Here is a 22,627-nt window from a genome sequence, read left to right as displayed (position 1 = left end):
GAAGAAAGGCGCCTCTCGCGGGCGCGCTCTTCTCACCCGTAAGCGCCCGTCAGAGGGCCTTCGTTCACGTCGTTGCGGCGTCGGCGGCGAGCGTCCGCGCGAGCGCGTCGATGAGCTCGCGGCGGCTCTTTTCGTAGGTCCGCGGGCCCAGCTCACCGACGCGATGGGCGCGCTCAAGCTCCTCGAGCTCGGCGAGGAGTCGCTCGCGCTCCTTCTTTCGGTCGGTCTCGCGTCCGCGGTGATCTTTGCGGGACCGGCTCGCGTAGGAGAGCCCGAGCAGGACGCCCACGGTCGAAATGCCGGCCGCGTAGAGGCGGAGCGGCCCCGGACCGGGAATGTCCGCCAAGACGATTCGTAGGCTGCGCAGGGGCGCCTCGTCGCGGCGCATCTCACGCTCCGTCTCGAGGATGTTGTTGCCTTGGCCGTCGCGGCCGGCGCGCATGGCGGGGAAGCCATCGACGGAGACCTTCATTTGCGAAGTCGCGACGACCATCACGCGCGCGGCTGCGACGTTGCCCGGCATGCCGATGCCGAGGTCGAGGTTCGGCTCGCCCCCGAACGGAAGCTGCCAGCGATACTCGATGGAGTGCTGGCCCGGGCCGAAGGTGCCGCTGACCTTCGCGCCGCGACCCTCCGCTGCCTCGACGGTTTGGTCGCTCATTTGTTGCGAGCTGGTGAGCGCCGTAAAGCCCGCCGGCAACGGCAAGACGAAGTCCTTCGGCACCCAGGCCATCTTGCCAAAGTTGAAGATGTTGAAGGCCTGCTGGACCTGGACGCGATCGTCTTTGAGCTCGACGTAGACGATCGACTGCATGACGACGAGCGCCGTCGCGAGGTCGCTCGTCGACGGGAACGTGTGCAAGATGACGCGCGTGCCCTTGGTCGGGTCGAGCTGAAACGGCCTCGCCGCGAACTGCGCCGCGCCCTCGGTGACCGACACGCGGTAGGCCATTTGGCTTCCGCCTTCGAGGTTGTTCCAGCGCACGTGGCCGTCGGCCGACGTGGAGGCCGAGAGGCGCTGACGGTTCTCTCCTTTGGCTACGGAGTTCTGAACGATGCCGAGCAGGACGGGCACTTGGCCGCGCGGGCGATCGTTTTCGTCTCGGATCTCGACGTCGATGGTTCCTTTGGGAAGCGCCGGATCTTCGGACACCGTGTCGGCGGGCGTTTTGGGTCCGCCAGCCGCGTTGCCGCTGCCGTGGGGATCGGCGCCGCCGTGCGGGTCGGCGACGTCCATAGCGCCGGCACCGTGGGGATCGACGCCGTCGCGTGGCGGCCCGCTCTCGCCCGGCGAAGCCGTTGTCGTCTTGGGGGCCGCACCCGCGTCGCTGTTTGCGGGGCGACTCGAGGCGACGCTCTTCGGAGCGCTCGCGTCGCCAGCGCCAACGGCGAGGCCGCTGACGCCCACGGTGACGGACAAGGTGGCGAGGCCCAAGCCCAGGCGAAGACCTCGGGAAAATAGCTTCCGATCAGGCATCGTCACTCTCGGCCGAAGCGGCCTTCTCTTCCTTGAGACGCTTCCCGCACTTCTTGCAGAAGTCCGCGTCGGAGTCGTTTCGCGTCCCGCATGTCGCGCACGCGGGCGCGTCGGCGGCGCCGTCGTCTGTCGCCATCTCCTTCTTCGCGTCGCCGGCGACCTTCTCGGGTTTGCTGGCGTTGCCCGCGGTTTCGTCCTTGGCGGCGTTCGCCGTCGCACCAAGGCCCGCCTTCTCGAGGTGCTTTCGAGCCAGCGCTTCGGCCTGGTCCCGGAAGGGTTCGATCTCGAGGTCGAGCTCGCGCAGGAGATCTTTCGCCTCGGTGCGGTACTTCGCGGAGAGCACCTCGAAGTCGGCGTCGTCGATCTTGCCGATGGCGTGCTCGTGCTGGATGTCCTTGAGCGCGCGGAGCGCCGAGCGCTTTCGGGCGTCGAGCGCCGACCGGTTGTCGACGCGCACCGTCAACGCTTCGAAGTCCTCCGCCAACGGAGCGTCGCCGCCGAGCGTACGGAGGCTCGCCCAAAAGAGCGCGATGGTGCCGATGAGCGCGCCGCCGATGAGCACGAGCAACGCCGGCGCAATGCTCACCGTCAGGGCGACGGCCAAGGCGCTGATCACGACGACCGGCGGCAGGACTCGAGAGGCGAGCCGACCGAGGCGCCTCTCCGCGTCGGCTTCGAGGCTCGCGCGGTCGGCCTCGTCGTTCGTCGCCGCTTTCGGTTCGGGAGGCGTCACGTGTTCGCCCAAGCTGGCCTTGCTTTCAGTCATCGAGCTCCCTCAGCTCGTCGTCGAGGCGGCGATCGTACTCGTCTTTGGCGTCCTTTGTCGCGCCCGCGCTGTCCTTCGGAGCGGCGGCGGCGCCCTCGCCTTTGCGCCAGCGACGCATGAGCACCACGACGCCGGCGGCGCCAGCCACGATCGCGGCGACGGGCACCATGTAGATGGCACGCATGGCGCCCGTGTTCGGCGGAATGGAGAGCGCGGCGGAGCCGTACTCCTTCGCGTAGGCCAAGATGATGGCGTCTTTGGCCTCGCCGGCCTTGAGCCTCGCGCGCAGCCGCTCGCGGGTCTCCTCGGCGGTGTCGCACGCGCAGGTCGACAAGAGGTCGCGCGGGCAAGTGCCGCACATGCAGCGCAGCTTTCCGAAGAGGTCGCGCTCCTCGGCGTTCTCGATCTTCACGGTGCCCGAGTGGAGGCTCGAGGCGCCGGCGGTGCCGTTGCCAGCGCTCTGCGCGAAGGCTGGGGCGGGCATCGAGGCCAAGACGACCCCGAGCGTGATGCTCGCTGCCGCGCCCGCCACGCCGCGCGCCGCGGCCCAGGCCCGCGACTCGTTGGGTCGGAGCTCGGGCCACATGCAGACGACGCTGCCGAAGATGAGGATGATGGCGCCGAACCAGATCCACCCGACGAGCGGGTTGACGTGGATCTGCAGGCTCGCGACCTTCGTCTGCGGATTGATCGCGCCCACCACGACGTAGAGGTCGTCGGCGATGGTGTGGAGCATCGCGACCTCCGTGGTCGGCGACTCGGGGCGGCGCTTGTAGATGAACTTCGCCGGCGTCACGAGGCCCATGTCCTTGCCGCTCTTCTGGACGCGGAGGTCGGCGAAGATCATGCGCTTCGAGGTGTCGACCTCCATGCGCGGACCGACGTACTGAAGGTCGTAGGCGTCGACCTTGTAGGTCTGGCCCGGCGACATCGTCGTCTCCTTGTTGATGTTCCAAGACGCTCCCGTGAAGCCAAGGAACATCATCGTGATTCCGAAGTGGACCACGTAGCCGCCGTAGCGACGGCGCGAGGGAGGCGGCAACGTGACGAGCGTCATCAAGAAGCCCGGGAGGAAGCCGGCGTAGAAGAGGGCCTTCGGCACGTCCTTGTTGGCGCCGGTCTTTCGGCGCGCGCCGAAGAGGAGCGCGAACTCTTGCACGATGACGGCAGCGTTGAAGGCGCACAGCGAGATGCCGAGCACCGGCGTGATGCCGTTGAACGCGCGGAGCACCTGCCCGAGGGGCCCGGGATAGATGGGGTCCGTGAAGACCGTGGCCGGGTAACCGAAGCGGCTGCCAAGGGCGAAGTGGAGGACGAGGACGACGACGAAGGTCAGGCTCGGGAAGAAGAACGCCTTGCGGAGGGCCGCGTCGCTCGTCTTCTTCCATCCGAAGAGTGAGCCGATGCCCATGAGCGAGAAGATCGTGAGCCCGATGGGCTGAACCCACGCGTTGTAGTAGGGCGGCCCGACGGTGACCTTCTCGTTCCAGAAGGCCTCCGAGATCATCGGGAAGGTCGTGGCCACGAGCACGAACAACATGAAGCCGAGCAGGCCCCAGTTGTTGAGGACGAAGGTGAACTCGCGCGACCAGAGCGACTCGATGGCGGGGCGGCGATGCGAGAGGTCGAGGCCCGCCGTCATCTTGCGGAACACCAGCTCGACGGAGGCAAAGACGGTCCCCGCGGCGACGGCCGACACGATGGCGGCGCGCACCGCGCCGCTCATGGGAACGTTGGTGAGGACCAAGCCAGCCGCGATGCCCACGCCGACAACCGTCCAGCCGGTGGCCATGGCGGCTTTGCGAAGGCGCGCCTCCTTGGGGTAGTCGCGGAGCTCGGGCCACCGGTAGAGCACGAGCGTCATGAGGAACGCCACGAGGACGACCATGAAGCCGACGAAGTAGTTGCCGATGGACGATTGCGCGAACGAGTGCACGCTGGCGATGACGCCGGAGCGCGTGAGGAACGTTCCGAAGATGGTCATCAGGAACGTGAGCGACACGAGGAACACGTTCCAGAGTTTGAAGAGACCCCGGCGCTCTTGGATCATGACCGAGTGCACGAACGCGCTCGCCGACAAGAGCGGCATGAAGGCCGCGTTCTCGACCGGGTCCCAGCCCCAATAGCCGCCCCAGCCGAGCTCCTCGTAGGCCCAGAGCATGCCGAGCGTGTTGCCGATGGCGAGAAAGAGCCACGAGAAGAGCGTGAACTTGCGGCTGGCGACGATCCACTCGGTGTCGAGGCGGCCGGTGACGAGCGCGGCGACGGCGAACGCGAAGGGGATCGTGCACCCGACGAAGCCCACGTAGAGGCTCGGCGGGTGGATGATCATGTAGAAATTCTGGAGCAGCGGGTTCAGGCCTTCGCCGTCGGGCCTCGCGCCGGCGATGCTCGTGCTGAAGGGATTCGCGCTGAAGGTCATCAACACCGCGAAGAACAGGACGACGGCCATGCACGTCGCCAAGATCGCGGGCTGCAATTCAAGGAAGCGGCGGCCGAGCCACTTCACGCACGCTCCGATGTAGAGCGACAAGAGGAAGAGCCACCACAAGAGCGAGCCGTCTTGGCCGCCCCAGAGCGCCGTGAAGAGGTACGGCGTGGACATCGACCGGTCCGAGTAGTGCGCGACGTAGCGCAGTCGGAAGTCGTGGCTCACGAAGGCGTAGGCCAAGACCAGCACCGTCGTCAGGATGAGGATCACGACTCCGTAGGCGCCGAAACGAGCCGCCTGAAGCGTCCGAGGCTTGCCGTCGGCGTGCGCGGCGAGCGACACGGCGAACGTGTAGCTGGCCACCAACATGACCGTGAGGAGCAGGCCGGTCCCAAAGAGAGGAAGGGTTGTCCACATAAATGCCTCAGCCGCGACAACCCGAGTTGAGCTCCCGCGCGCGGAAGTGTACCAGCTATGAATCCGAACGGGTCGCGTCGCTCCCTGCCGCCGGCTCGCTCATGGCGCGTGACCCGCTCCATGCATGACTGACAAGATCGCCACCACAGGGCCCGGTCCGTGGGCCACGCACGCCGCGCTCCTTGTGGTTCAGCTAGCGTTCGCGTCCAACGCGGTCGAAGGAAAGCTCGCGATGATGCCGCGCCACAGCGGCGGTGCGGGCCTTTCGCCGGAGGCCATCGCCATGGCTCGCATGGGCTTCGCGGCGCTCTTCTTTCAAGGGCTGGCGCTCTTGCTTCGTCGCCGCCGTGGGGCATCAGCACCACCAGCACCACCGCTCTCGGGGCGCGATCACCTCGCGCTGGCGGGCCTGTCGGTGCTCGGCATCTCGCTGAACCAGACGCTCTTTCTCTTCGGCCTCCGAGCGACGACGCCGCTCTCTGCCGCGCTTCTGTGCGTGGCCATCCCTGTCTTTGCGGCGGCGCTGGCCGTCGTCCTCCGACACGAGAAGCCCACCTGGCGCGTCGCTGCCGGCATTGGCCTCGCGCTCCTGGGCGTCGTCGAGCTGACCGGGCTCTCCAGCGTGGATCGCGGCGCGGTCCTCGTCGTCGCCAACTCTCTCGCTTACGCGGGCTACATCGTCCTCGGTCGCTCGACCATTCGCCGCCTCGGTGCCATCGAGGTCATTCGATGGATCTTCACTTGGGGCGCGCTCACGTTTGCTCCGCTCGGTGTGGGGCCCCTCGTCCGCACCCTCGGGGTCATCGACGCCTTGGGCGTCACCTTGCTGGTCTACATCGTCGTCGTCCCTACCATCGTCGCGTATGCCGCGAACGCCTGGGCTCTCGGGCGGTCGAGCGCGACGCTCGTGACCATCTACATCTACTTGCAGCCGCTGGTCGCAGGGGCGCTCGCGTTTGTTCAGTTGGGGCAGCGCCCGCAAGGGCACGTGCTGCTCGCGGGGACGCTCATCCTCGCCGGCGTGACCGTCGTCGCCACGCGCTCGGCGGTGGCGCGTTGAGCGTCGTCCGGGCCGCGCCGCGCGAGGTCTAGTTGCGCTCTCTCGTCGCCCTTCGGAGGCAAAGTGAGCCGAGCCGTGTCCATGCGGCCCGCGGAATCGTCTGCCATCCGTGGAAATGCCGGCGTGAGGGGCGTTGGCAAACCCCTTGCAGTTTGCATCAGCGGAGGCTCGGATCATGAAGCTCGCACTTGAAGACCTGGACGCCGTGATTGGTGGCGTGAAGCTCGGTGGCCTCGCGACGCCGGTTGCGTCGAGTCCCGGAGCGCCAGGTCCGCTCGGCGCGCCTTACGGCGGCTTCGATCCCTACGGCCAATACGGCCAGCCGCAGCTCGACGCGTCGCACGTCTTCACGCCGTCGTTCGGAAATCCCCTCGGCGGGACTGCCGGTGGCTTCGTCCAGGCCGGTGCGGCGCCGTCGGCCGATCCCAACGCTTTCCTCGGCGGGGCGAATCCGCTCGGCTTCCTTCCCAATGGCGGGGCCTTGAACATCGGCGCCATCGTGAACGGCTTGACGCAAGGGCAGGGCCTCGGCGCCCTCGCGCCCTTGCTTGGTGGACTCACCGGCGGTCAAGGACTCGGGGCGCTCGGCCCCGTGATCAACGGCCTCGTCGGGCAATTCGGCGCGCAGTTCGGGCCGCTCATCAACCAACTCGGCGGCCAACTCGGCAGCCAACTCGGCAGTCTCAACCTCGGCGGCAACGTCGCTTCGCCAACCCCTCCGCAGTCCGTTGGGTAGCCCGCTCGGCGGGAGCGTTGAGCGCGAACCTTGCCCGGGCGCGGGCGTCGGTGGCGTGGGACCGCTCGGTACGTTCTGACGAACGCCAGCCGGCCAGCTCGTTGGCCTGGCCACGCGGCGGACGACCTCACGGTCGCCCGCCGTTGTTCATTGGTTTCGCGCGTTGGGCGCGCGGCAGCGCGATTCGGCGGGGGGCGGGGGCATGGCCGCGCAGGTCGATCGTTAGCATGCACACCATCGACGCCGCGGGCCCCGCCCCGGCCCCGCGCGACCGAAGCCCGGCGCGACGCCCGCTCGCGTCGCCGCGTCGACCGCTGATTCTCTGTGCAGGGCGCGGACTTGCGAAGCGTTCCGCTCTCCTCGAAGACCTACAGCGTCCCTGAGTTTCCCTGAGGCGACAGTGCGGAGAGGACCGGATCCGGCGGCGATGTGTGCGCCCAAAATTTCCGCGAAATACGAGGGCGAAAAGGCTCCTTCCGAGTGGCCGAGCCTTTGCAGTTCTCGTCCTCGGAGATGTCGATCATGCCCAACAACGAATTCGATTCCATCGACCTTGATTCGCTCGACGCGGTGAGCGGCGGCATTGCGGTCGGTGCGCTGGGCGCGCGGCTCCCGCAGCAGCAGGGCGCCTTCGACCCCAACCAGTTCGATCCCCAGGCGGGCATGTACGGTGCGCCGGCGCCTGCCGGTCAGTTTGGGATGCCCGCGTACGGTGCGCAGCCCGCGTTCGGCGCGCAGGGCGGCTTCGCGCCGGAGCCTTACATGGTGGCGGCACCGCAAGGAGGCTTTGCGCTCCCGCCCGGCATCCAAGCGCCGCAATACGGCGCCGCTCCCGGCGGATTCCAACAGGGGTTTCAACCCGGCTTCCAACAAGGCTTCGGGCAACCGGCCTACGGCGCCAACGGCGGCTTCATGCCCTTCGCCCCGCAAGGCGGCCAAGGCTTCGCGCCGCAGCCGGTGTTCCAACAGGCGCCCGTTGCGCAGCAGCCGCAAGCCAACCCGCTTGGCGCGCTTGGTGCGTTGCCCGGCGTGTTCAACGCGCTTCAGGGAGGCAACCCCCTCGCCGCCATCGGGCCCATCGGAAACCTCCTCGGTCAGGCGACGGGTAACCCGCAGATCGGACAGATCGCAGGGCAAGTCGGCGGTCTCATCAAGGGCCTCGGCGGCCTCACCGGTGGCGGCGGCGCGAACCCCGCGGGTGGCCTCGGCGCGCTTGGCGGTCTGCTCGGCGGCGGCGGCGGTGGCGGCCTCGGCGGCTTGCTCGGCGGCCTCTTCTGATCGGCTCCTGATACGAACGGCGCTCGCGCGCGGCGCTCACGACGTCGCGGTGGTGAGCACGGTGCTCAGGCGAAGAAGCGCCTCGTCCAGTTGCTCCTCCGGGAGCGACCAGGCGAGGCGAAAGCCGTTTGGAACTCCGAAGAAAGATCCCGGCGCGACGATCACGCCGTGCGCTTCGATGCCGCGCTCGATCACCGGCCTAAGGTCGGCGGCGCTGCGGCGAAGTGTCGCGAAGCCAAAGAGTCCAGCCGGTGGGGCGCTCCACGCGAGGTTCTCTTGCTCGCGCATCCAGCGGGCCACGCGCTCGCGCTTCTTGCCGAGCAGCGAGCGTGAACGCGCCGAGAGCGCGCCCACGTGAGAGAGGGCCAGCGCGGAGCGGTGCATCCACGCGATAGGCAAGACGCCGACGGAGGCCACGATGGCGTCCATGGCGGCGTCGATGACCTTGGGCGGGCCCAAGACCCACCCGATGCGCTGCGGGCCAAGGCCGTAGGCCTTGGTGAGGCTCGCCGTGGCCACCACGTTCGGCGCGAGGCGTCTCGCGCTTCCGTGGAAGATCCCCGCTTCGTCGACCAGGTCGTCGAAGGGAGCGTAGACCTCGTCGACGAAGAGGTAGCCGCCGCGATCGGCGACGACCTTGGCGACCTCGCGCATGGCGTCGTCGCTCGCGCGCGCACCGCTCGGGTTGTGAAGGTTCGAGATGGCCACGACCTTGGTGCGCGGGGTCATGGCGGCCCGGACGCGCTCCGGGTCCAGGGCGTAGTTGACGTCGGGGCCCCGATCGAAGCGAACGACGTTGCCGCCGGCCGCGCGCGCCGCGTGACACAACGGCTCGTAAGCCGGGTCTTCGACGAGCACGTCGTCGCCAGCGTCGATCATCGACGTGTACGCGAGCCAAAGCCCGTGCGACGCGCCCAGCGCGCCGATGGCCTCCGAGCGGGTGACCGCGTTGTGCTTCGCGATGGCGCCCTGCAAGATCTCCCAGCCGTTGGGATCGTCAAGGCTCGCCGCGCCGAGCTCGCTCTGGCGCAGCGTCGGCATGCCGCTCGACGCGAGGTCGAAGGGGACCTTGCCGTAGTGCGCGAGCGCCCACCCCAGATACGCCGGTCGCGTCAGCATCGGCGCAGACTAGAGCGTATTTCACAGCCACACGACGCCGAACACGGGCTTGCCGAGGCTGGCCTCCGCAGAGCCGGTCGCTTTGGTCGCGCGTCGTCGTGCCCTTTGGTATCCATCGACACGTGCTGACTGACGCCGAGCTCGAAGCCTTGGCAGCCATCGAAGAGCTCGTGTCCGACGACGCGGACTACGTAGCGGTGGCGCGGGAGAAGCTCACGCTGCTCTGCCAGGTGGTCCGCGTGTCGGGCTTGAGCGCTCGCGATGTGGCCGTGGCGCACGCCGCCGACAAGGCCGACCGGCTGGAGCGCACCGTCGATGAGTTTGCCCGTCACAACGAGGCGCTCCGCCAGAAGGGCGAGGTCATGCAAGAGCGATTTCGCTCGCTCCGGCAAGAGCTCCTCGACGCGCGCGCCTGGGTCGATCGGCTCGACTCCCTCGACGAAGCGCGGCGCAACGGCGTGCGCGAGGGAGACGCCGGGCCCAGTCAACACTGGCGCAACGGCTACGAGACCTGCCAAGAGGCGATCCTCGATCGCTTGGCGCAGGTCCCCCTCGTGGCGCTGACCGACACGCCCGTCGATCGCTACGTCGACCTCAACGCCATGGAGGGCCGCATCGGCGTCCTCGAGCGCGACCTCGAGGAAGAGCGCGAGAGCCGCGCCTGGCTCATGGACCGCATGAACGCGCTGGGCCTCGCGTTGGGCCTTCGAAGCCACCTGTCCTCGCCCGACAAGCTCTTACGCCAGGCTCTCCGCCTCGAGGCCGTGGCGCTGGCGGCGGAGCAACTGCTTGGCCGACTCCGCGACGGTCACGGGCCGTCGTCCGAGGCCATGGCGCGCGCCCTCGGTCTCGTGGAGGCCAGCGCAGAGATCGACGGCCTCGCCAAGGAACTCGAACGCTGGCGCAGCGCGCCCGACACGATGTCCGTTGAGGTCTCGGGCGAAGTGTCGACCGAGAGCGAAGCGGGCGACAGCGAAGGGTGACGCCCCGCGCCGGCCATGTCGGCTCCGTCTTGGCGGCGTGTCTTGTCGGAGGGCTACTTGCGCTTCAGCGAGAGCTTCGCTTCGCGGATAAGGCTCGCGTCATGGAGCGACACCTTGAGTGAGCCGGTGAGCTCGCCGGCGGGGGATAGGACCGCCGTCACCGTGCCGTAGTAGCCGCCCGACGTCGGTGCGGCCGGCGCCAGCCGCGCGGTGAGAATCGTCTTGTCGGTGAGGGCCCCCGATAGCGTCAGCGCGCCGAGGGCGCCGTCGAGGCTGCCCGTCGCGCGTCCGAGCGCGTCGATGTCGATGCGAAGGGTGCCCTTGCCGAGGCCCTGATCGCTGGTGAGTCCTCGGAATTTCACGCCGGCGTAGTCGCCCCCGTCGGGCACGTAGAGCGTCCCCGCCACCGCGTCGTACTCGCCGCTGAACGTCATTGGGCCGTCTGCGGCGGGCTTGGCGAGGGTGGCGCCCGCGTCGCGGGACGCTGTGGCGCCTCCCGACGAGGCGGCCTCCAGTGAAGCCGGCGCGGCGGCGTCGCCGGGCGCCGGCGCTTTGCTGCAGTGCGCAAGCAATCCGGCGAGGGCCAGAGCGCTCAGTCGGCGAGGAAGCCGGCTCAAGCGCCGCCCTCCAAAGAAGCCGATTGCGGCGTCGAGGTGCGCATCGAAAGGGCACGGACACCGACCTCGCCGTCGATGTCGACGAGCTCGCCGGTGCCTAGCTCGCGAGAGCCCGCGCGGAGGAGCACGGGCGCGCCCACGCGAGCGCCAACGGTCACCACATCGCCGGCGCGCAGGCTCGCCCACTCGCGGGCCGACAGCTCGACGGCGCCGAGCTCGACGCGAACGATCACCGGTGCGTCGAGGGCCGATTCGAGGAGGGTGTCTTCCGTCGCTTCGCTCATCGTCAAATCCTCGACTACGTCCCCTACCACGACTTGGAACGATGCCGCAGCCACGTCGCGCACGCCTAGAGCCAGCCCAGCCGTGGCCGTGCAGCGCACGCCGCGGCGCGCGCCCGGCGCGGCCAGGACGAAGGACAGCGCCGTCGAGCGGCCTCCCGTCAGCCAGACGTCGCCCGTCGCGAGCGCACGAAGCTCGCGCGCCGGCGCCCACGAGGGCGCCAAGGTGAGGGGCACGGCGATTCGAACGTCGAGCGCCGCGAGGGCGCGCCGTCCTACGGGTCGCGCGCCAACGCTTCCTGCTGCTCGGGACGAAAAGACGAGACGGGCGTCGTAAGCGTCCGCGTCGAGGAGCACCGTGACGTGGGCCGCGACGGGGTCCGCCAGAGACTGCCTCGCCAGGACGTCCTTGGACAGTCCGGCGAACTTGAGACGAACGTCGGCGTCCGCTCGGAGGCGCCTCAGCGCGCTCACCGCGACAGCACCGAAGGCGCCGGCGAGCGCCGCCGTGCCCCGCGGCGGGAGCGACGGTCCCTTTCGTTCGAGAGCCCGCGCCACCACGTCGGCCGCGAGCGCGCTCTCCGTCTCGACGATGACTTCGGTCTTTGCGACGAGGAGGTGCACCGCGAGGCGCTCGTCGTCAGGCGCGCTCGCGGATGCCGCGCTGTCGATGGCGCGCAGCCGAACCTCGGGGGAAACCCCCAACAGGCCCCGGAGCGTCGCGGCGCGAGCGCTCGTGCTGGTCGCGAGCAGGTGCGCGATGAAGTCGCCGAAGTGGCGCGCGCGCGCGACCTCGGCTTTCGTGAGAGCGTCGAGCGTGGCCCACGGAAACGCGCGGACGCGGCTCACGCACGCGCCTTCCGCGCGACGAGCGTGTAGTGACGATCGCTCGTCAGCTCGACGCGAGCCCCGACCCGAAGCGCGTCGGGCAGCAGGGCCGACACCTCGTCGCACGTGAGCGCCGCTCGAAGCGACGCCGCGAAGAGCGCTCGTTGCCGCGACTCCCGTGAGCGGAGCGTCGGGTCCGTGGCGGTGACAAGCGCGTATCGGTCGACGAGCGACGACACGGCGGTCTCGTCTTCGGGGCGCGCGAGGTCGCGCACGAAGAGGAGCCCACCCGGCGCGAGGAGCCGCGCGGCCTCCTTGAGAAAAGCTCCGGGCTCCGGCAGGTGGTGCACGAGGCTGTTGGAGATCACGGCGCTGAAGTCGCCGTCGTCGAAGCCTGTTCGCTTCGCGTCGCGTCGCGCCACTTCGATGCGGTCGGCGTAGCCCGCGGCCTGAACGTTCTTCTTCGCCAGCGCGAGCATCTCGTTGGCAAGGTCGATGGCCACGATGTTCGCCGCGGGCGCGCGGCGGCAAAGCTCCACGGCGATGAGCCCGGTGCCGGTGCCCGCGTCCAATACGCACGCCAACTGAGGGCGTGCCGCGAGAAAATCACGGCAGAAGGCCTCGTTCACGGCGCCGTGATCCATGGCGTCGTAGTCGGCGGCGTCGAGGGCCGTGTCCATGATCTCGGGTTCGAGGACACGGGGCAGCATTCGGGAGATCTTCGGGGCGATTTCCAAGGCTTGCAAGGAAACACCACTCGTCGAACCCGACTTCGGCGTCGCGCAGGCACGAAATACGCTCTAGTCTCGCGGCCATGTTGCCGCGCGCTCGCACCCTCGTTGCCACGCTCCTTGCAGCCTCCGTCGCCTTCGTTTGGACGACCGCCGAGGCCGACTCCAAGGACCCGAAGAAGGCCGACAAGACGGCGGAAAAGTCCGACAAGACGGACAAGGTCGAGAAGGCCGACAAGGCGGCTGACGCGCCCAAGCGATTCGACGCGAACAACCAGACCGCCATGAGCGAGGCCATGGCGTCGGTGGTCGATGGGACCAAGAAATGGGTCGACGGCGACTCAGAAGGCGCGCTCCTGGCCTTCCGCAAGGCCGTGAAGCTTCAGCCGCGCAGTGCCGTCGCGCAATACGCGCTCGGCGAGGCGCTCTTGGCCAAAGGCAAGACCGAGGACGCGGAGGCGGCGCTCATGGTGGCCGACGACGCGGCTCCGCAAACGGCGGCGACGAAGCCGCGCATCGTGTTCGTGCTCGCCAGCGCCAAGGAGCGCCTCCACAAGTGGGACGAGGCCAAAGAGCTCTGGCGGCGGTACAGCGAGCTCGCGAAGACCAAAGACGGCGGCGTCTATCCGCAGTCGGCGACCGAGCGGCTTCGACTCGTCGACGAGTGGGCCAAGCTCGACGCGGCCTACGTCGGCGTGCGACAGCGCATCAACGGCCTCGCGGCGCCGCCGGGCTCGGCGCCGGCCGCTCCCGTCGCTGGCGACGCGGGCGTTCCGGCCAAGTAGGCGCAGCAAGGTAAGCGCGCGTAGCGCCTACCAACGGCACGCGCAAGCGGGCCGCGCGCCGCCCGTCGGGTCACCGTCCGACGGCGACCTCGCGTTCGAGGAGCGCGTCGCCGTCGCGCGTGAACTTGAGGAGCGCGGCGTAGTCGCCGCCGGGCGCGACGCGCCCCGCGGGCACCTCGACCTTCCGGTCGAGCGTGATGGTGTGCCCTTCGACACGGTCGTTGACTGTGACCCAGCGCTCGCCGTCCTTCACTTCGCCCGGCGGAAGGCTCGACGGCATCCGCCACGTTTCGGGAAAGACGACCTTGAACAGGACCTCGGCGTGCGACGACGTCGGCAAGAGCAGCGGCGTCTCTCGCGCCGGAAGCGAAGCGAGTTGGACGAGCTTGATGGGAAAAACCGGCTTGAGGACGCTCGTTCGTTCGCCGCGTCGCACGAGCTCAGGGACGTCGGCTGTGACGCGGATGGTGATCGGGAGGTCGAGATCGTCCTTGTGTTCGACGACAACGTCCTTGATACGCGCGCCGGAGAAGGTCCGGCCGACGAGGCGCGTCTCCACGAAATCGCGTAGCTGGCCCGGCGCGATGCGATCGAGCACGCCGCGCATCTGCGTCGCGATGCGACCGCCGTATCGTTGCGCGAGCTCGAGGCTCGCGCCGCCGTCTTCCCGGACGACGGCGCGCCCTTCGAAGAAGACCCCGTCGGAGGAGCCCTCGCTCGGCAAGGTGACGCGCGGCGCGCCGGCGGCGAGCACGATGGCCTGTTGCCCTCGGAGCTCGGGAGGCACGAAGCCAAAGGGGGTGAACTTGTCGCGCACGACCATCCACTGCGCGGGAGGCGGCGCCTTCGTCGCGTTCTTGGGAGGCTCGAGGCGCAACACCAAGCTGTCCCAATTTTCGACCTCGCTCATCTTTCCGAGCGCGGGCATCGCCAGGCGGTTTTTCGCGATGGCGAGCGAGACGTTCATTCCGAGCTGCCGGACCAAGTGCACGAACGCAGCTTGGCGGCTGCCACGTCGCGCGAGCACGGCGCGGCGCCCGTCGTTCTCGTTGCCCTCTTCGACGGCCGACAGGACCCATCGGTAGACGCGTCGCGCCCGCTCCATCGGATCGGAGGCCGGCGCGTCGCGGACGATGGTGGCGGCGATGGCGCCGAGGCGCGGGTCGAGCGGTGTCTCGTCGGTGCCAACGTCGACGAGGCGCAAGAGCGTCGACTCGAGATCGATGCCCCAACCGATGCGTACGCTCGGAAGGAACTCCACGGGCCGCGGAGCATCCGGTTCGATGACCGCCGGCGGGCTCTCGTCGACGCGGAAGCGGTGCTCGACGAAGGCGCCGAGCGACCTCTTGGTCGGCGCCGGCACCTTGCCGCGGGTCTCGATCTCGAGGGCCTTGCCCTTCGGCGTGACGGTCACGAACTCGCTCCGCCAATAGCCCTTGTCGGCTTCGCGGAAGAACCAGTGCGGGCTTCGATACCGCCGCGGGTCGCCGTCGCTGCTCGTCTGGATGATGCGCTCGGTCTCGACGACGTCGCCGATCTCGAGGTGAGGCATCGTCACGGTGGGCTTGCCGGCCACGAGCTCGGGCTCAAGGACGCTGCCGTCCTTCTTGATGACCCGCATGCGCAAGACGAGGCCTTCCGGCGGCGGCTGTTCGGCCTCCTTCGAGACGGCCTCTTGCGACTGGATGCGCTGGATCTCGTGCTCGAGCATCTCGCTCGTCCCGTCGGGATGAACCCAGAGGGCCGCGTAGTCGAGGATGCGCGCCGCGGTGCCATCCATCTTCTTGCCGCTCTTCTCCCAGCGATCAAATTCGCGAAGCACGGCGCGGCCGTCGATGCGGTAGCCCTCAAGGTGCGTGGCGCCTTCGACGAGCGCGATGGCGTCGCGCAGATCACTCGTTGCGGCGCCGGCCTCGAGCGATTCGGCGAGGGCACGACGAAGCGCCGCCTCATCGCCGCGGGCCAGCGCCCGGTCGGCGAGGCGAAAGCGCGCCTTCGCGTTGTTGCGGTCGCGCTCGAGCGCGAGCGCGAGCTGCTTGGCCGCTGCCGCGGGATCGCCGCTTTGTTCGAGGACCTGCGCGATGCGGCCCGCGAGGTCCTTCTTGTCGGGGCGCCGCTTCTGGATGCGGCGAAGCTCCGCGATGGCGCCTTGGAAATCGTGCTTCGCGAGCGCGCGGTCGACCGCCAACTCGGCGTCCGGGTCGAGCTTCTGGATTCGGGCGGCAAGCGCGTCGGCCTCCGCCGGCGGGCCCTCCTCGTCGAGGGCCGCGAGCAGCATGCGAAGGCCCGAGGTGTCGTCGGGGAACCGCGCGCCAATCGTCTTCAGCGTCGCGAGCCGCTCGCCGCGCCAGCCGAGGCGACCGTAGAGGCGCGCGAGCCCTTCGGCCACGTCGGGGACTTCGGGAAATTCTCGTGAGAGCGCCAAGAGCGGCACGACCGCCTCGACGCCGCCCCGTTGCTCACCGGAGTCGATGGCGAGCCACGCCCGCGAGTACCAAAGGCCCGGGTCGCGCGCCGCGGCCCGCGTCCGAAGGCCGCGTTCATTCCGGCGCTTGGCGTCGTCGGGGTACGCGGTGTCGCCGCGCGCGTAGAGCGCGCCCAGCTCCAGCGCGATGCCGGCGGCGTCCTCCGGCAAGACGAGCGGCTCGAGGAGCGCGGCGGCCACGTCGTCCATCGACTCGACGTGCGCGACGTAGGCGGCGAAGAAGGCGCGGAGCCCGTCCTTCTCGCCGCGACGTCGCACGATGGCGTCGATGGGGTTGGGATCGGCGAGCACCCGGGCCGGCACCGATGAGTAGGCCTTCTCAGGATCGCCGTCGGTGGTGACGGCGGCGGGGCGGCCGTCGGGGCGAAGAAATCGCAGCGTCGTGCCGTCGCCGAGCAAGCGGACGACGACGCGGTGGCGACCCTTGGGAACGACGATGCGGGCGCCGAAGCGCTGCCACACGCCCCATTCACGTAGATCGCGATCGAGGACCGGGGCGTCGTTGATGAAGACGGCCAGCGCACCTTGCGCGGCGACGATGAGATCCGTCTCTTCGGCGGCGGTGAAGAAGGTCTCCGCGTAGAAGACGCCGGCCTCGGTCTCCTCGGCAGCCGTGGCGTGGCAGCGCGGCTGGTCCGTCCGAAGGACGCGAGGCGTGGTGCCTCGGATGGGATCGTCGGCGAATACTGGCGGCCAAGGTCCGGGACGCTCCGCCGCGTAGTGGCGTCGTCGGGACGCGGCGTTCCCAGCTCCGAAGGGGCCCGCCAGTCGAACCGGCCTTGCGCAGCCGACGCGCGCCGCGATGCGTTCGGCGGCCGCGGCGCCTTCTCCTTCGGCCTTCGCTTGTTCGGCGGCGAGCGTGAAGTCGAGGAGCTCGGCGACGGCCCGCCACCCGAGCTGGCCCGGCGCCACGGTGAGCGCCTCGAAGACGCGTCGGTACTTCTCGAGGACACCCGCGACGCTCGACCGCAACTGCCCGATACGGTGCGCCGCGAACCACGCGGTGACAGCGACGTCTTCTTCGGCGCTCTCCTTCGCGGCCAGGAGCGCCTGCACGTACGCGTCGGCGGCGGCGGTGGGGCGGCCGTGCATCTCGGCGTGGAGGCCTCGCGCGAGCGCCGCGAGGTGGCCGCGCGCGCCGTCTTGTTCGAGTCGCTGGATCGCGCTCACGGCTCTTGTGCGATCCCCGCCCGGCAAGATCATCTCTCCCAGGGCCAACAGGCCAAGGGCCTCAGCCCCGTCGCCCGCGTCTTCGCGGAGCGTGGCGAGCGACCGAACGGCTCTCGAGGACTCTGCCGAGGTCTTCGCGCTTCCGTCGGCAGCGGCGCCGGCGCAGCCGACGCTGGTGGCTGTGGCGAGCACGGCGAGCAGAACGCGGGAAACGGTAAGCGCTCGTGGGTGGCGGGGACGGCTCATGATGGGGACTCGCTTCGGGGTTCGCGCTCGAGCGCGCGGACGATAGCCAAGATACGGACGAGGTGCGGCGCCGGTGGCGGGAGCGTGCCGTGTCCCGTGCGCGAGAGCAGCGCGTCCGCCGCGGCCGCCGGGACGAAGACGCCGCAGCCGGCGCCGCAAGCAGCGAGCTCGTGAAGGCCGTCGGGCTCCGTCAGCGGAGCGCCGCAGCGCACACAGGGAAGGGCGCGAAGGGCCGACGCGCGCGGCTCACGGCGATCCAGCGAAGCGGCGGTCATCGCCAAGCCATCGAGCCAGGCGCCGTTGCACGACGGGCATCGCAGAACGGCGACGTCGAACAGGACGCGGCTCGACACGAGCGCGCCGCAGGCGGGGCAAGCGGGGGAGGCCGCGCGGAACGTCATCGGGCGAGCACGAGCCGTTGACCGAGCGCGCGATCGGCGCTCTCGCAGAACGTGCGGAACGCCCCGTATTCCGAGGCCTTGATGCGGCTCTTGTCGAGCGTGACCGTCGTGCTGACGGAGACGACGTTGCCGGTCTGTTCGACGCGTAGCCGGTAGCTGCCGAAGGGGGTCGTCCCGCTTTGGGCCGCCGGCAGGTCGGCCACCTTCATGCCCGGCGGCAGCTTCACCTTCCAAGCTTGTTCGGTGGTCGAGCGGGCGCGCAACCTGAGGTCCGTCGAGCGCCGCGAGAGGGCCGCGTAGTCGCGGACCATGGACTCGCGCGGACCCACGGCGAGGCTCAAGCGGTCGCCTTCTCGCTTTCCCACGATCGACGACTTGCCGCGAACCCGGAGCGAGACCTTCTCCTCGAGGTTCAAGAGGTCGTTGGCCTCGACGGCGGCGACCTCGAGGCCCGGGACCTCCTGCGACAGATCCTCCTGCAAGCGAGCCTTGCGCGTCGAGGTCGCGTGGTAGCGCTCGCGAAAACCTGGCGCAGAAACGCCGGTGACCTCGGCGCGGAGGTCGATGGTTGCCTTGCCGTCGGCTTCGAGGTTCACCTCGATGGTCTTGGATGAGACGCTCTCCGCGGCGGGCGCGTCGGGCAAGCGGACGAGCTTCGCGTTTCCCTCGTTGATCTGAAGCGCCAACGCTCCCCGGTCCATGGCTGGAAGCTCCGAGGAGCCGGTCCATTCGGCGGTGCCGTCGAGGTAGAGGTCCATGCTCGGCACGTAAGCGATGGCGTGATCGAACGGCGCGAGGCTCGCCGGCTTCTCGTCGAAGTCGCCGCGCATGCCGGTCCTCACGATGACGATGGTGGCCGGGATCCCAAGCTCTTTCAGCATGGTCACGATCAGCGTCGCCTTGTCTTTGCAGTCGCCGAAGCCTCGCGCGAAAATTTGGGCGCAGCGGTAGGGCTTGAAGCCGTGGATGCCGAACTCCAGGGCGACGTAGCGCGTCTTCTGGACGACCCAGTTGTAGACCGCCTTCACTTTGGCGCGCGGATCCGTGAGGCCCTTGGTGATCTCCTGCGTGCGGCGGCGAACCTCGTCGTCGGCGACGAACTGATCTTTGACGAGGCCCCAGTACCAGCGGCCCACGTCTTCCCACGACTTGTAGGTCGAGACGTGCACGTACCCCAAGAGCTCGCTGTAAGGCGGCTGCAGCGGCTCAGGAGGGAGCGGCGCCAGATTCTCGGCCACGAAGCGGTCGATGCGCTCGCTCCCGCCTTCTGTGGAGGTTCGCTTGAGGCCCGCGACGCGAGGCTCGTTGAAATGGAACGTGCGGGACTTCGGCGTGATGAGCACGTATTCGGCGCGCGCCACGGGCTCGTTCGACGGGAAGGTCGTGACCTCGCCGAAGTAGTCGGCGAAGGCGTTGCGGGCGCTGACGTCTTCCTGTCGGTAGCGAAGCTCTACGACATCGCCCACCTCGACGCGTGCAAAGCGCACGTAAACGGTGCGGCCGCTGGTGTACATCACCATGGCGGGGTTGTTGGCCGGGCCCTCGCCGACGTCGACGGCCTCCTCCACGGCGCCGCTCTTGCGAAAGACGCGTGCGCCGCGCAGCTGCACCGTTTCGCTGTCGGCTTCGTAGGTGAACGCGTATTGGCGCGCCTCCTGGGCGGCGCTCTCCGTCAGCGGCTGCCACACGAGCTGGTTGAAGCGACTCGCGAGGCCGTTCGGGTACACCGTGGTGACTCGCAGGCTGGAGAGCGTCCGCTGACTTGCGCCGTCGGCCGGCGCTCCGCGCAGCTTGAGGAACTCGCTGGAGGGGCGCGCGTAGGCTTCATCGGGCCTGGGCCGCTCCGGCTCGAGCTGCGAGAGGTACTCGCGGACCTCCTTCGCCTGAGGCTTGAGGACCAAGACCTTACGGAGCAGCGCCAGTTGCTCGTCGCGCTTGCCGAGGACCGAGTTTGCGTCGGCCAAGGCGCGGAGCGCGTCGATGTCTTCGGGGGCAAGCTCGAGGCATCGCCTGAGGAGGGGGAGCGCCCGCTCCGGCTCGCCGAGCTGGAGGGCGCTCCGCGCGACCCAAAGGAGCGTGGGCAAGTGATCGGGCATGACCCTCATGAGTCGTTCGCGGAGGCGCGCGGCGGACGCCTTGTCGCGGCGTGCGACGGCCAATTCGATGCGGTCCCGCAGGTAACCGGGGTCGTCGAAGCGGAGCTGGGCGTAGCGCTCTTCGATCTCTGTGGCCTCGGCGACGCGGCCTTGCTGCCGCAGCGACGACGCGAGCGCGCGCAGGAGCGCCACGCTTCGCGGCCTTCTCGTCACGGCGCGTTCCAGCAGCGTCGTCGCCGTGCTCGCGAGGTCGGCCTCGAGGTAGAGCTCGAAGCGGGCCAAGAGCGCCGTCACGTCGTCGGGATCTTGCGCCAGGATGCGATCGTAGAAGGGCATCGCGTCGCGGAAATACACGCCGCTCCGCGCGTGCGCGGCTCGCGCGTGCAAGACGGCGATGCGATCGCGCTCCGAGACGCCGCCCGTGGCGCCGCCTTTGGCGACCATCGCCTCGGCGCGCTCGATCCATTGGGCCCGCTGATTGCGGCTCTCGGCGAGCTCGCCGGCAAGGAGCAAGCGTGAGACCGACGGCCCGCGCTCGGCGGCCTTTCGAGCCAGCTCGCGGGCCTTTCGCTCCGCCGGGTCGTCGGCCAACGACAAGACCAGGTAGCGCGCGTAGGCCTCGAGGGCCTCGGCGCTCTCGCCCTTTGCCGCGCGCTCGAAGGCGTCGATGGGGCCGGCGAGGAGCGAAGGCGCGCGCCTGCCCTTCTTCGTCGCTGCGGCCGCGTGGTGGGCGGCGTCTCCGCTGCTTTCGAGCCGCTCGTCGGGCGCGCCCTTGTCGTCGGCGAGTCGCACCGAGAAGAGCGGCGCGTCTTCTTCGCCGCACACCTTGACGAGCAGCCGGTTCCAGCCGCCTTCGAGGACCACCGCGGCGGCCTGCCGGTCAGCGTCGAGCGAGCGGTACTTGGGGTCGACCATGACCTCTTGCCCGTTCCAGAAGAGCTTGAAGGCTCCGGCGCTCCCCGCCCACAGCGAAATGGCGCGACTCTTCCCGTCCGCCAGCGTTCTGTCGCGGACGTACGTCGACGCGTAGCTGCAGCCCTTTTCCGCGGGTCGAATCACGTTGCCGAGATCAATCCAACCGAACGGCGCGCCGCTCGGAAGGAGCCGCCACCGCACCGGACGCTCCTTGCCGTCGTAGCTCTTTGCCGCCGAGGGAGACTCGGCGCTGACCTCTGGCTCGAAGGCGCGGGCGAGGCCCGTCTTGCCTTCGTTGTCGAAGGGGCCCACGACCTGCCAGGCCGAGACGAACCCGAGCTTTCTGATCTGGCTCTCGGCGCCGTCGAGGTCGCCGCGGCGGCGGCGCGCGTAGGCAGCGAGCAGCGCGCCGTAGCTTCGAACGGGCGGCGCGATGGACTTGTCGGCGGCGACGTCGCGGAGCGCCTCTTCCACTTCGCGCGGATCACCCTGATCCCACTCCTGCCAAAGCTCACGCAACGCGACGTAGGCGCGTGGCGCGCCGCGACCGGCCGCGTCGCGCAGCTCAGCGATTCGTGCGAGGCGCGCCGGCTTCGTGCTGGCCTCGGCCCCGCAAGGGAACGCGGAGAAACCGAGAGCGAGGGTCCACGCGGCGAGAGCGCTCGGCCGCTTCATCGAGGAAAACACGCACAGACAGTAACGAGCCTTCGGCAAAGCACCAAGCGCGTCGCTGCGCGAGGGACCTCGGTGCGCAGGTTCGACGAAGGCCGCACAGCCGCGGCGGGCCCGTTGGGGACCGCCCCGCATGGGCTCTGGCGCGGCTGCCGACAGAAGGAAACGAGACGGGGTTCGTCGAAAGCGCTATGGTGCCGCCGTGATCGCCGGGCTCGTCCGGACGGTGAGGCCTCACCAGTGGGTGAAAAACCTCTTCGTTCTCGCTCCGATGTTCTTCCACAAGAGCGTGTTCTTGAGCACGCCCGTGGGGCCCGCTCTGAACCTCGCCGTCACCGGCAAGGCGCTGGCGGCAACAGCGGTGTTCTGCCTCTTGGCGGGCGCCGTTTACACGATCAACGACCTCGTGGACGTCGAGGCCGATCGGGTTCACCCGGTGAAGCGAGAGCGCCCCATCGCGAGCGGCGAAGTGCCCGAGAGCCTCGCCCGCACCATGGCCGTCTTGCTCGTGGTGGTCTCGCTGGGGATGGCGTTCTTGCTGAACGCAATGTTCGGCGTCGTGGCGCTCGTCTATTTCGTCGAGAACCTGGCTTACACGTTCAAGCTCAAGAAGGTCGCCTACCTCGACGTGGGACTGATTGCCTTCGGCTTCGTCCTTCGCGTCGTCGCCGGCGGCCTCGCGACGAACGTGACGCCGAGCCTCTACATGCTCGCGTCGACCGCGCTGTTGGCGCTCTTCTTGGGGTTCGGCAAGCGTCGCCACGAGCTGGCCAATGAGAATGCCGGCAAGCAGCGCGCGGCCCTCGAGGCCTACACGCCGGGGGCGCTCAACGTCGCCCTGGGTCTCGCCGGCGGCGCCACCGTCGTCACCTACGTGGCCTACACGCTCGATCCGGCGACGCAGCTGTTCTTCAACTCGAAGCTCTTGTGGATCACGGCGCCGTTCACGGTCTTCGGGATCTTGCGCTTCTTGTACCTCGTGTCGGGTCGCGGCGGTCGCGGCCTCAAGAGCGAGAGCCCCACGCAAGAGATGCTCCGCGACGTGCCCTTCGTCTTGAACCTGGTCCTGTGGGTCGTGGTCGTCGTGGCGATTGTCTATCGGCTGAGACCGGGCACGTAGCCGGAACGGCTTG

16 protein-coding genes are annotated in these 22,627 nt (G+C 69.1%); 6 read left to right on the top strand and 10 right to left on the bottom strand.

All coding sequences use genetic code 11. The annotated features are described in order from the left end of the window. Window positions 1–64: 64 nt before the first annotated feature. The 3 genes from IPG50_22540 to ccsA are packed head-to-tail and all read right to left on the bottom strand — an operon-like array spanning window position 65 to window position 5,091. Window positions 65–1,477, bottom strand: coding sequence for a hypothetical protein (locus IPG50_22540; protein ID MBK6694963.1), 1,413 nt, complete (start codon window positions 1,475–1,477; stop codon window positions 65–67). Next, window positions 1,470–2,243, bottom strand: a complete 774-nt coding sequence (locus IPG50_22535) for a zinc ribbon domain-containing protein (protein ID MBK6694962.1) — start codon at window positions 2,241–2,243, stop codon at window positions 1,470–1,472. Before IPG50_22535 ends, IPG50_22540 begins: the two co-directional genes overlap by 8 nt. Then, window positions 2,236–5,091 (bottom strand): cytochrome c biogenesis protein CcsA, encoded by a 2,856-nt coding sequence (gene ccsA / locus IPG50_22530; GenBank protein MBK6694961.1) that lies wholly within the window; start codon window positions 5,089–5,091, stop codon window positions 2,236–2,238. Before ccsA ends, IPG50_22535 begins: the two co-directional genes overlap by 8 nt. Window positions 5,092–5,215: 124 nt before the next feature. Between ccsA and IPG50_22525 the strand changes: the two genes are divergently transcribed. The 3 genes from IPG50_22525 to IPG50_22515 all read left to right on the top strand — a co-directional run bounded on the left by IPG50_22525 (window position 5,216) and on the right by IPG50_22515 (window position 8,165). After that, window positions 5,216–6,151 carry an EamA family transporter gene (locus IPG50_22525; GenBank protein MBK6694960.1) on the top strand — a complete coding sequence of 312 codons (936 nt, stop codon included), beginning with the start codon at window positions 5,216–5,218 and terminating at the stop codon, window positions 6,149–6,151. Window positions 6,152–6,326: 175 nt separating this feature from the next. Beyond that, a complete protein-coding gene (locus tag IPG50_22520; GenBank protein MBK6694959.1) occupies window positions 6,327–6,887 on the top strand; it encodes a hypothetical protein in 561 nt (186 codons plus the stop codon). A 522-nt stretch (window positions 6,888–7,409) separates the two neighbouring features. Continuing rightward, window positions 7,410–8,165, top strand: coding sequence for a hypothetical protein (locus IPG50_22515; GenBank protein ID MBK6694958.1), 756 nt, complete (start codon window positions 7,410–7,412; stop codon window positions 8,163–8,165). Between the two features lie 36 nt (window positions 8,166–8,201). On the opposite strand, the gene IPG50_22510 is transcribed toward IPG50_22515, so the two are convergent. Beyond that, entirely contained in the window at window positions 8,202–9,284 is a 1,083-nt protein-coding gene (locus tag IPG50_22510) for a pyridoxal phosphate-dependent aminotransferase (GenBank protein ID MBK6694957.1), read from the bottom strand. A 122-nt stretch (window positions 9,285–9,406) separates the two neighbouring features. Here IPG50_22510 and IPG50_22505 point away from each other — a divergent pair, with 122 nt between their 5' ends. Beyond that, window positions 9,407–10,267, top strand: coding sequence for a hypothetical protein (locus tag IPG50_22505; protein MBK6694956.1), 861 nt, complete (start codon window positions 9,407–9,409; stop codon window positions 10,265–10,267). Window positions 10,268–10,320: 53 nt separating this feature from the next. Here the strand turns inward: IPG50_22505 and IPG50_22500 are convergent, their stop codons facing one another. The 3 genes from IPG50_22500 to IPG50_22490 are packed head-to-tail and all read right to left on the bottom strand — an operon-like array spanning window position 10,321 to window position 12,703. Beyond that, window positions 10,321–10,884 carry a hypothetical protein gene (locus IPG50_22500; protein MBK6694955.1) on the bottom strand — a complete coding sequence of 188 codons (564 nt, stop codon included), beginning with the start codon at window positions 10,882–10,884 and terminating at the stop codon, window positions 10,321–10,323. Next, window positions 10,881–12,014 (bottom strand): FliM/FliN family flagellar motor switch protein, encoded by a 1,134-nt coding sequence (locus IPG50_22495; GenBank protein MBK6694954.1) that lies wholly within the window; start codon window positions 12,012–12,014, stop codon window positions 10,881–10,883. Before IPG50_22495 ends, IPG50_22500 begins: the two co-directional genes overlap by 4 nt. After that, window positions 12,011–12,703 carry a class I SAM-dependent methyltransferase gene (locus tag IPG50_22490; protein MBK6694953.1) on the bottom strand — a complete coding sequence of 231 codons (693 nt, stop codon included), beginning with the start codon at window positions 12,701–12,703 and terminating at the stop codon, window positions 12,011–12,013. Before IPG50_22490 ends, IPG50_22495 begins: the two co-directional genes overlap by 4 nt. A 104-nt stretch (window positions 12,704–12,807) precedes the next feature. Between IPG50_22490 and IPG50_22485 the strand changes: the two genes are divergently transcribed. Continuing rightward, complete coding sequence (locus tag IPG50_22485; GenBank protein MBK6694952.1) at window positions 12,808–13,509, top strand: tetratricopeptide repeat protein; 702 nt, start codon at window positions 12,808–12,810, stop codon at window positions 13,507–13,509. Window positions 13,510–13,579: 70 nt separating this feature from the next. Here the strand turns inward: IPG50_22485 and IPG50_22480 are convergent, their stop codons facing one another. From IPG50_22480 to IPG50_22470, 3 genes are read right to left on the bottom strand one after another with little or no spacing between them, the layout of a single operon-like run. Continuing rightward, window positions 13,580–17,410 (bottom strand): hypothetical protein, encoded by a 3,831-nt coding sequence (locus IPG50_22480; protein ID MBK6694951.1) that lies wholly within the window; start codon window positions 17,408–17,410, stop codon window positions 13,580–13,582. Continuing rightward, a complete protein-coding gene (locus tag IPG50_22475) occupies window positions 17,407–17,811 on the bottom strand; it encodes a zf-TFIIB domain-containing protein (GenBank protein ID MBK6694950.1) in 405 nt (134 codons plus the stop codon). The genes IPG50_22480 and IPG50_22475 overlap by 4 nt, the downstream gene beginning before the upstream one ends. After that, the gene (locus tag IPG50_22470; protein ID MBK6694949.1) at window positions 17,808–21,629 is read right to left on the bottom strand and encodes a DUF3857 domain-containing protein; all 3,822 of its coding nucleotides are present in this window, start codon (window positions 21,627–21,629) and stop codon (window positions 17,808–17,810) included. The genes IPG50_22475 and IPG50_22470 overlap by 4 nt, the downstream gene beginning before the upstream one ends. Here IPG50_22470 and IPG50_22465 point away from each other — a divergent pair. After that, window positions 21,628–22,614, top strand: a complete 987-nt coding sequence (locus tag IPG50_22465; protein MBK6694948.1) for a decaprenyl-phosphate phosphoribosyltransferase — start codon at window positions 21,628–21,630, stop codon at window positions 22,612–22,614. The genes IPG50_22470 and IPG50_22465 overlap by 2 nt on opposite strands. Window positions 22,615–22,627 lie beyond the last annotated feature (13 nt).

It is taken from the genome of Myxococcales bacterium (genome assembly GCA_016703425.1).
Lineage (GTDB): Bacteria > Myxococcota_A > Polyangia > Polyangiales > Polyangiaceae > JADJCA01.
This window is presented reverse-complemented; position numbering and strand designations above follow the sequence as displayed.

Excerpts from the sequence above, each read along its gene's own strand:
- IPG50_22510 (MBK6694957.1), bottom strand. The coding sequence starts at position 9,284 with ATGCTGACGCGACCGGCGTATCTGGGGTGGGCGCTCGCGCACTACGGC.
- IPG50_22535 (MBK6694962.1), bottom strand. The coding sequence starts at position 2,243 with ATGACTGAAAGCAAGGCCAGCTTGGGCGAACACGTGACGCCTCCCGAA.
- IPG50_22480 (MBK6694951.1), bottom strand. The coding sequence starts at position 17,410 with ATGAGCCGTCCCCGCCACCCACGAGCGCTTACCGTTTCCCGCGTTCTG.
- IPG50_22490 (MBK6694953.1), bottom strand. The coding sequence starts at position 12,703 with ATGCTGCCCCGTGTCCTCGAACCCGAGATCATGGACACGGCCCTCGAC.
- ccsA (MBK6694961.1), bottom strand. The coding sequence starts at position 5,091 with ATGTGGACAACCCTTCCTCTCTTTGGGACCGGCCTGCTCCTCACGGTC.
- IPG50_22525 (MBK6694960.1), top strand. The coding sequence starts at position 5,216 with ATGACTGACAAGATCGCCACCACAGGGCCCGGTCCGTGGGCCACGCAC.
- IPG50_22465 (MBK6694948.1), top strand. The coding sequence starts at position 21,628 with ATGGGCTCTGGCGCGGCTGCCGACAGAAGGAAACGAGACGGGGTTCGT.
- IPG50_22485 (MBK6694952.1), top strand. The coding sequence starts at position 12,808 with ATGTTGCCGCGCGCTCGCACCCTCGTTGCCACGCTCCTTGCAGCCTCC.
- IPG50_22470 (MBK6694949.1), bottom strand. The coding sequence starts at position 21,629 with ATGCGGGGCGGTCCCCAACGGGCCCGCCGCGGCTGTGCGGCCTTCGTC.
- IPG50_22540 (MBK6694963.1), bottom strand. The coding sequence starts at position 1,477 with ATGCCTGATCGGAAGCTATTTTCCCGAGGTCTTCGCCTGGGCTTGGGC.
- IPG50_22515 (MBK6694958.1), top strand. The coding sequence starts at position 7,410 with ATGCCCAACAACGAATTCGATTCCATCGACCTTGATTCGCTCGACGCG.
- IPG50_22475 (MBK6694950.1), bottom strand. The coding sequence starts at position 17,811 with ATGACGTTCCGCGCGGCCTCCCCCGCTTGCCCCGCCTGCGGCGCGCTC.
- IPG50_22520 (MBK6694959.1), top strand. The coding sequence starts at position 6,327 with ATGAAGCTCGCACTTGAAGACCTGGACGCCGTGATTGGTGGCGTGAAG.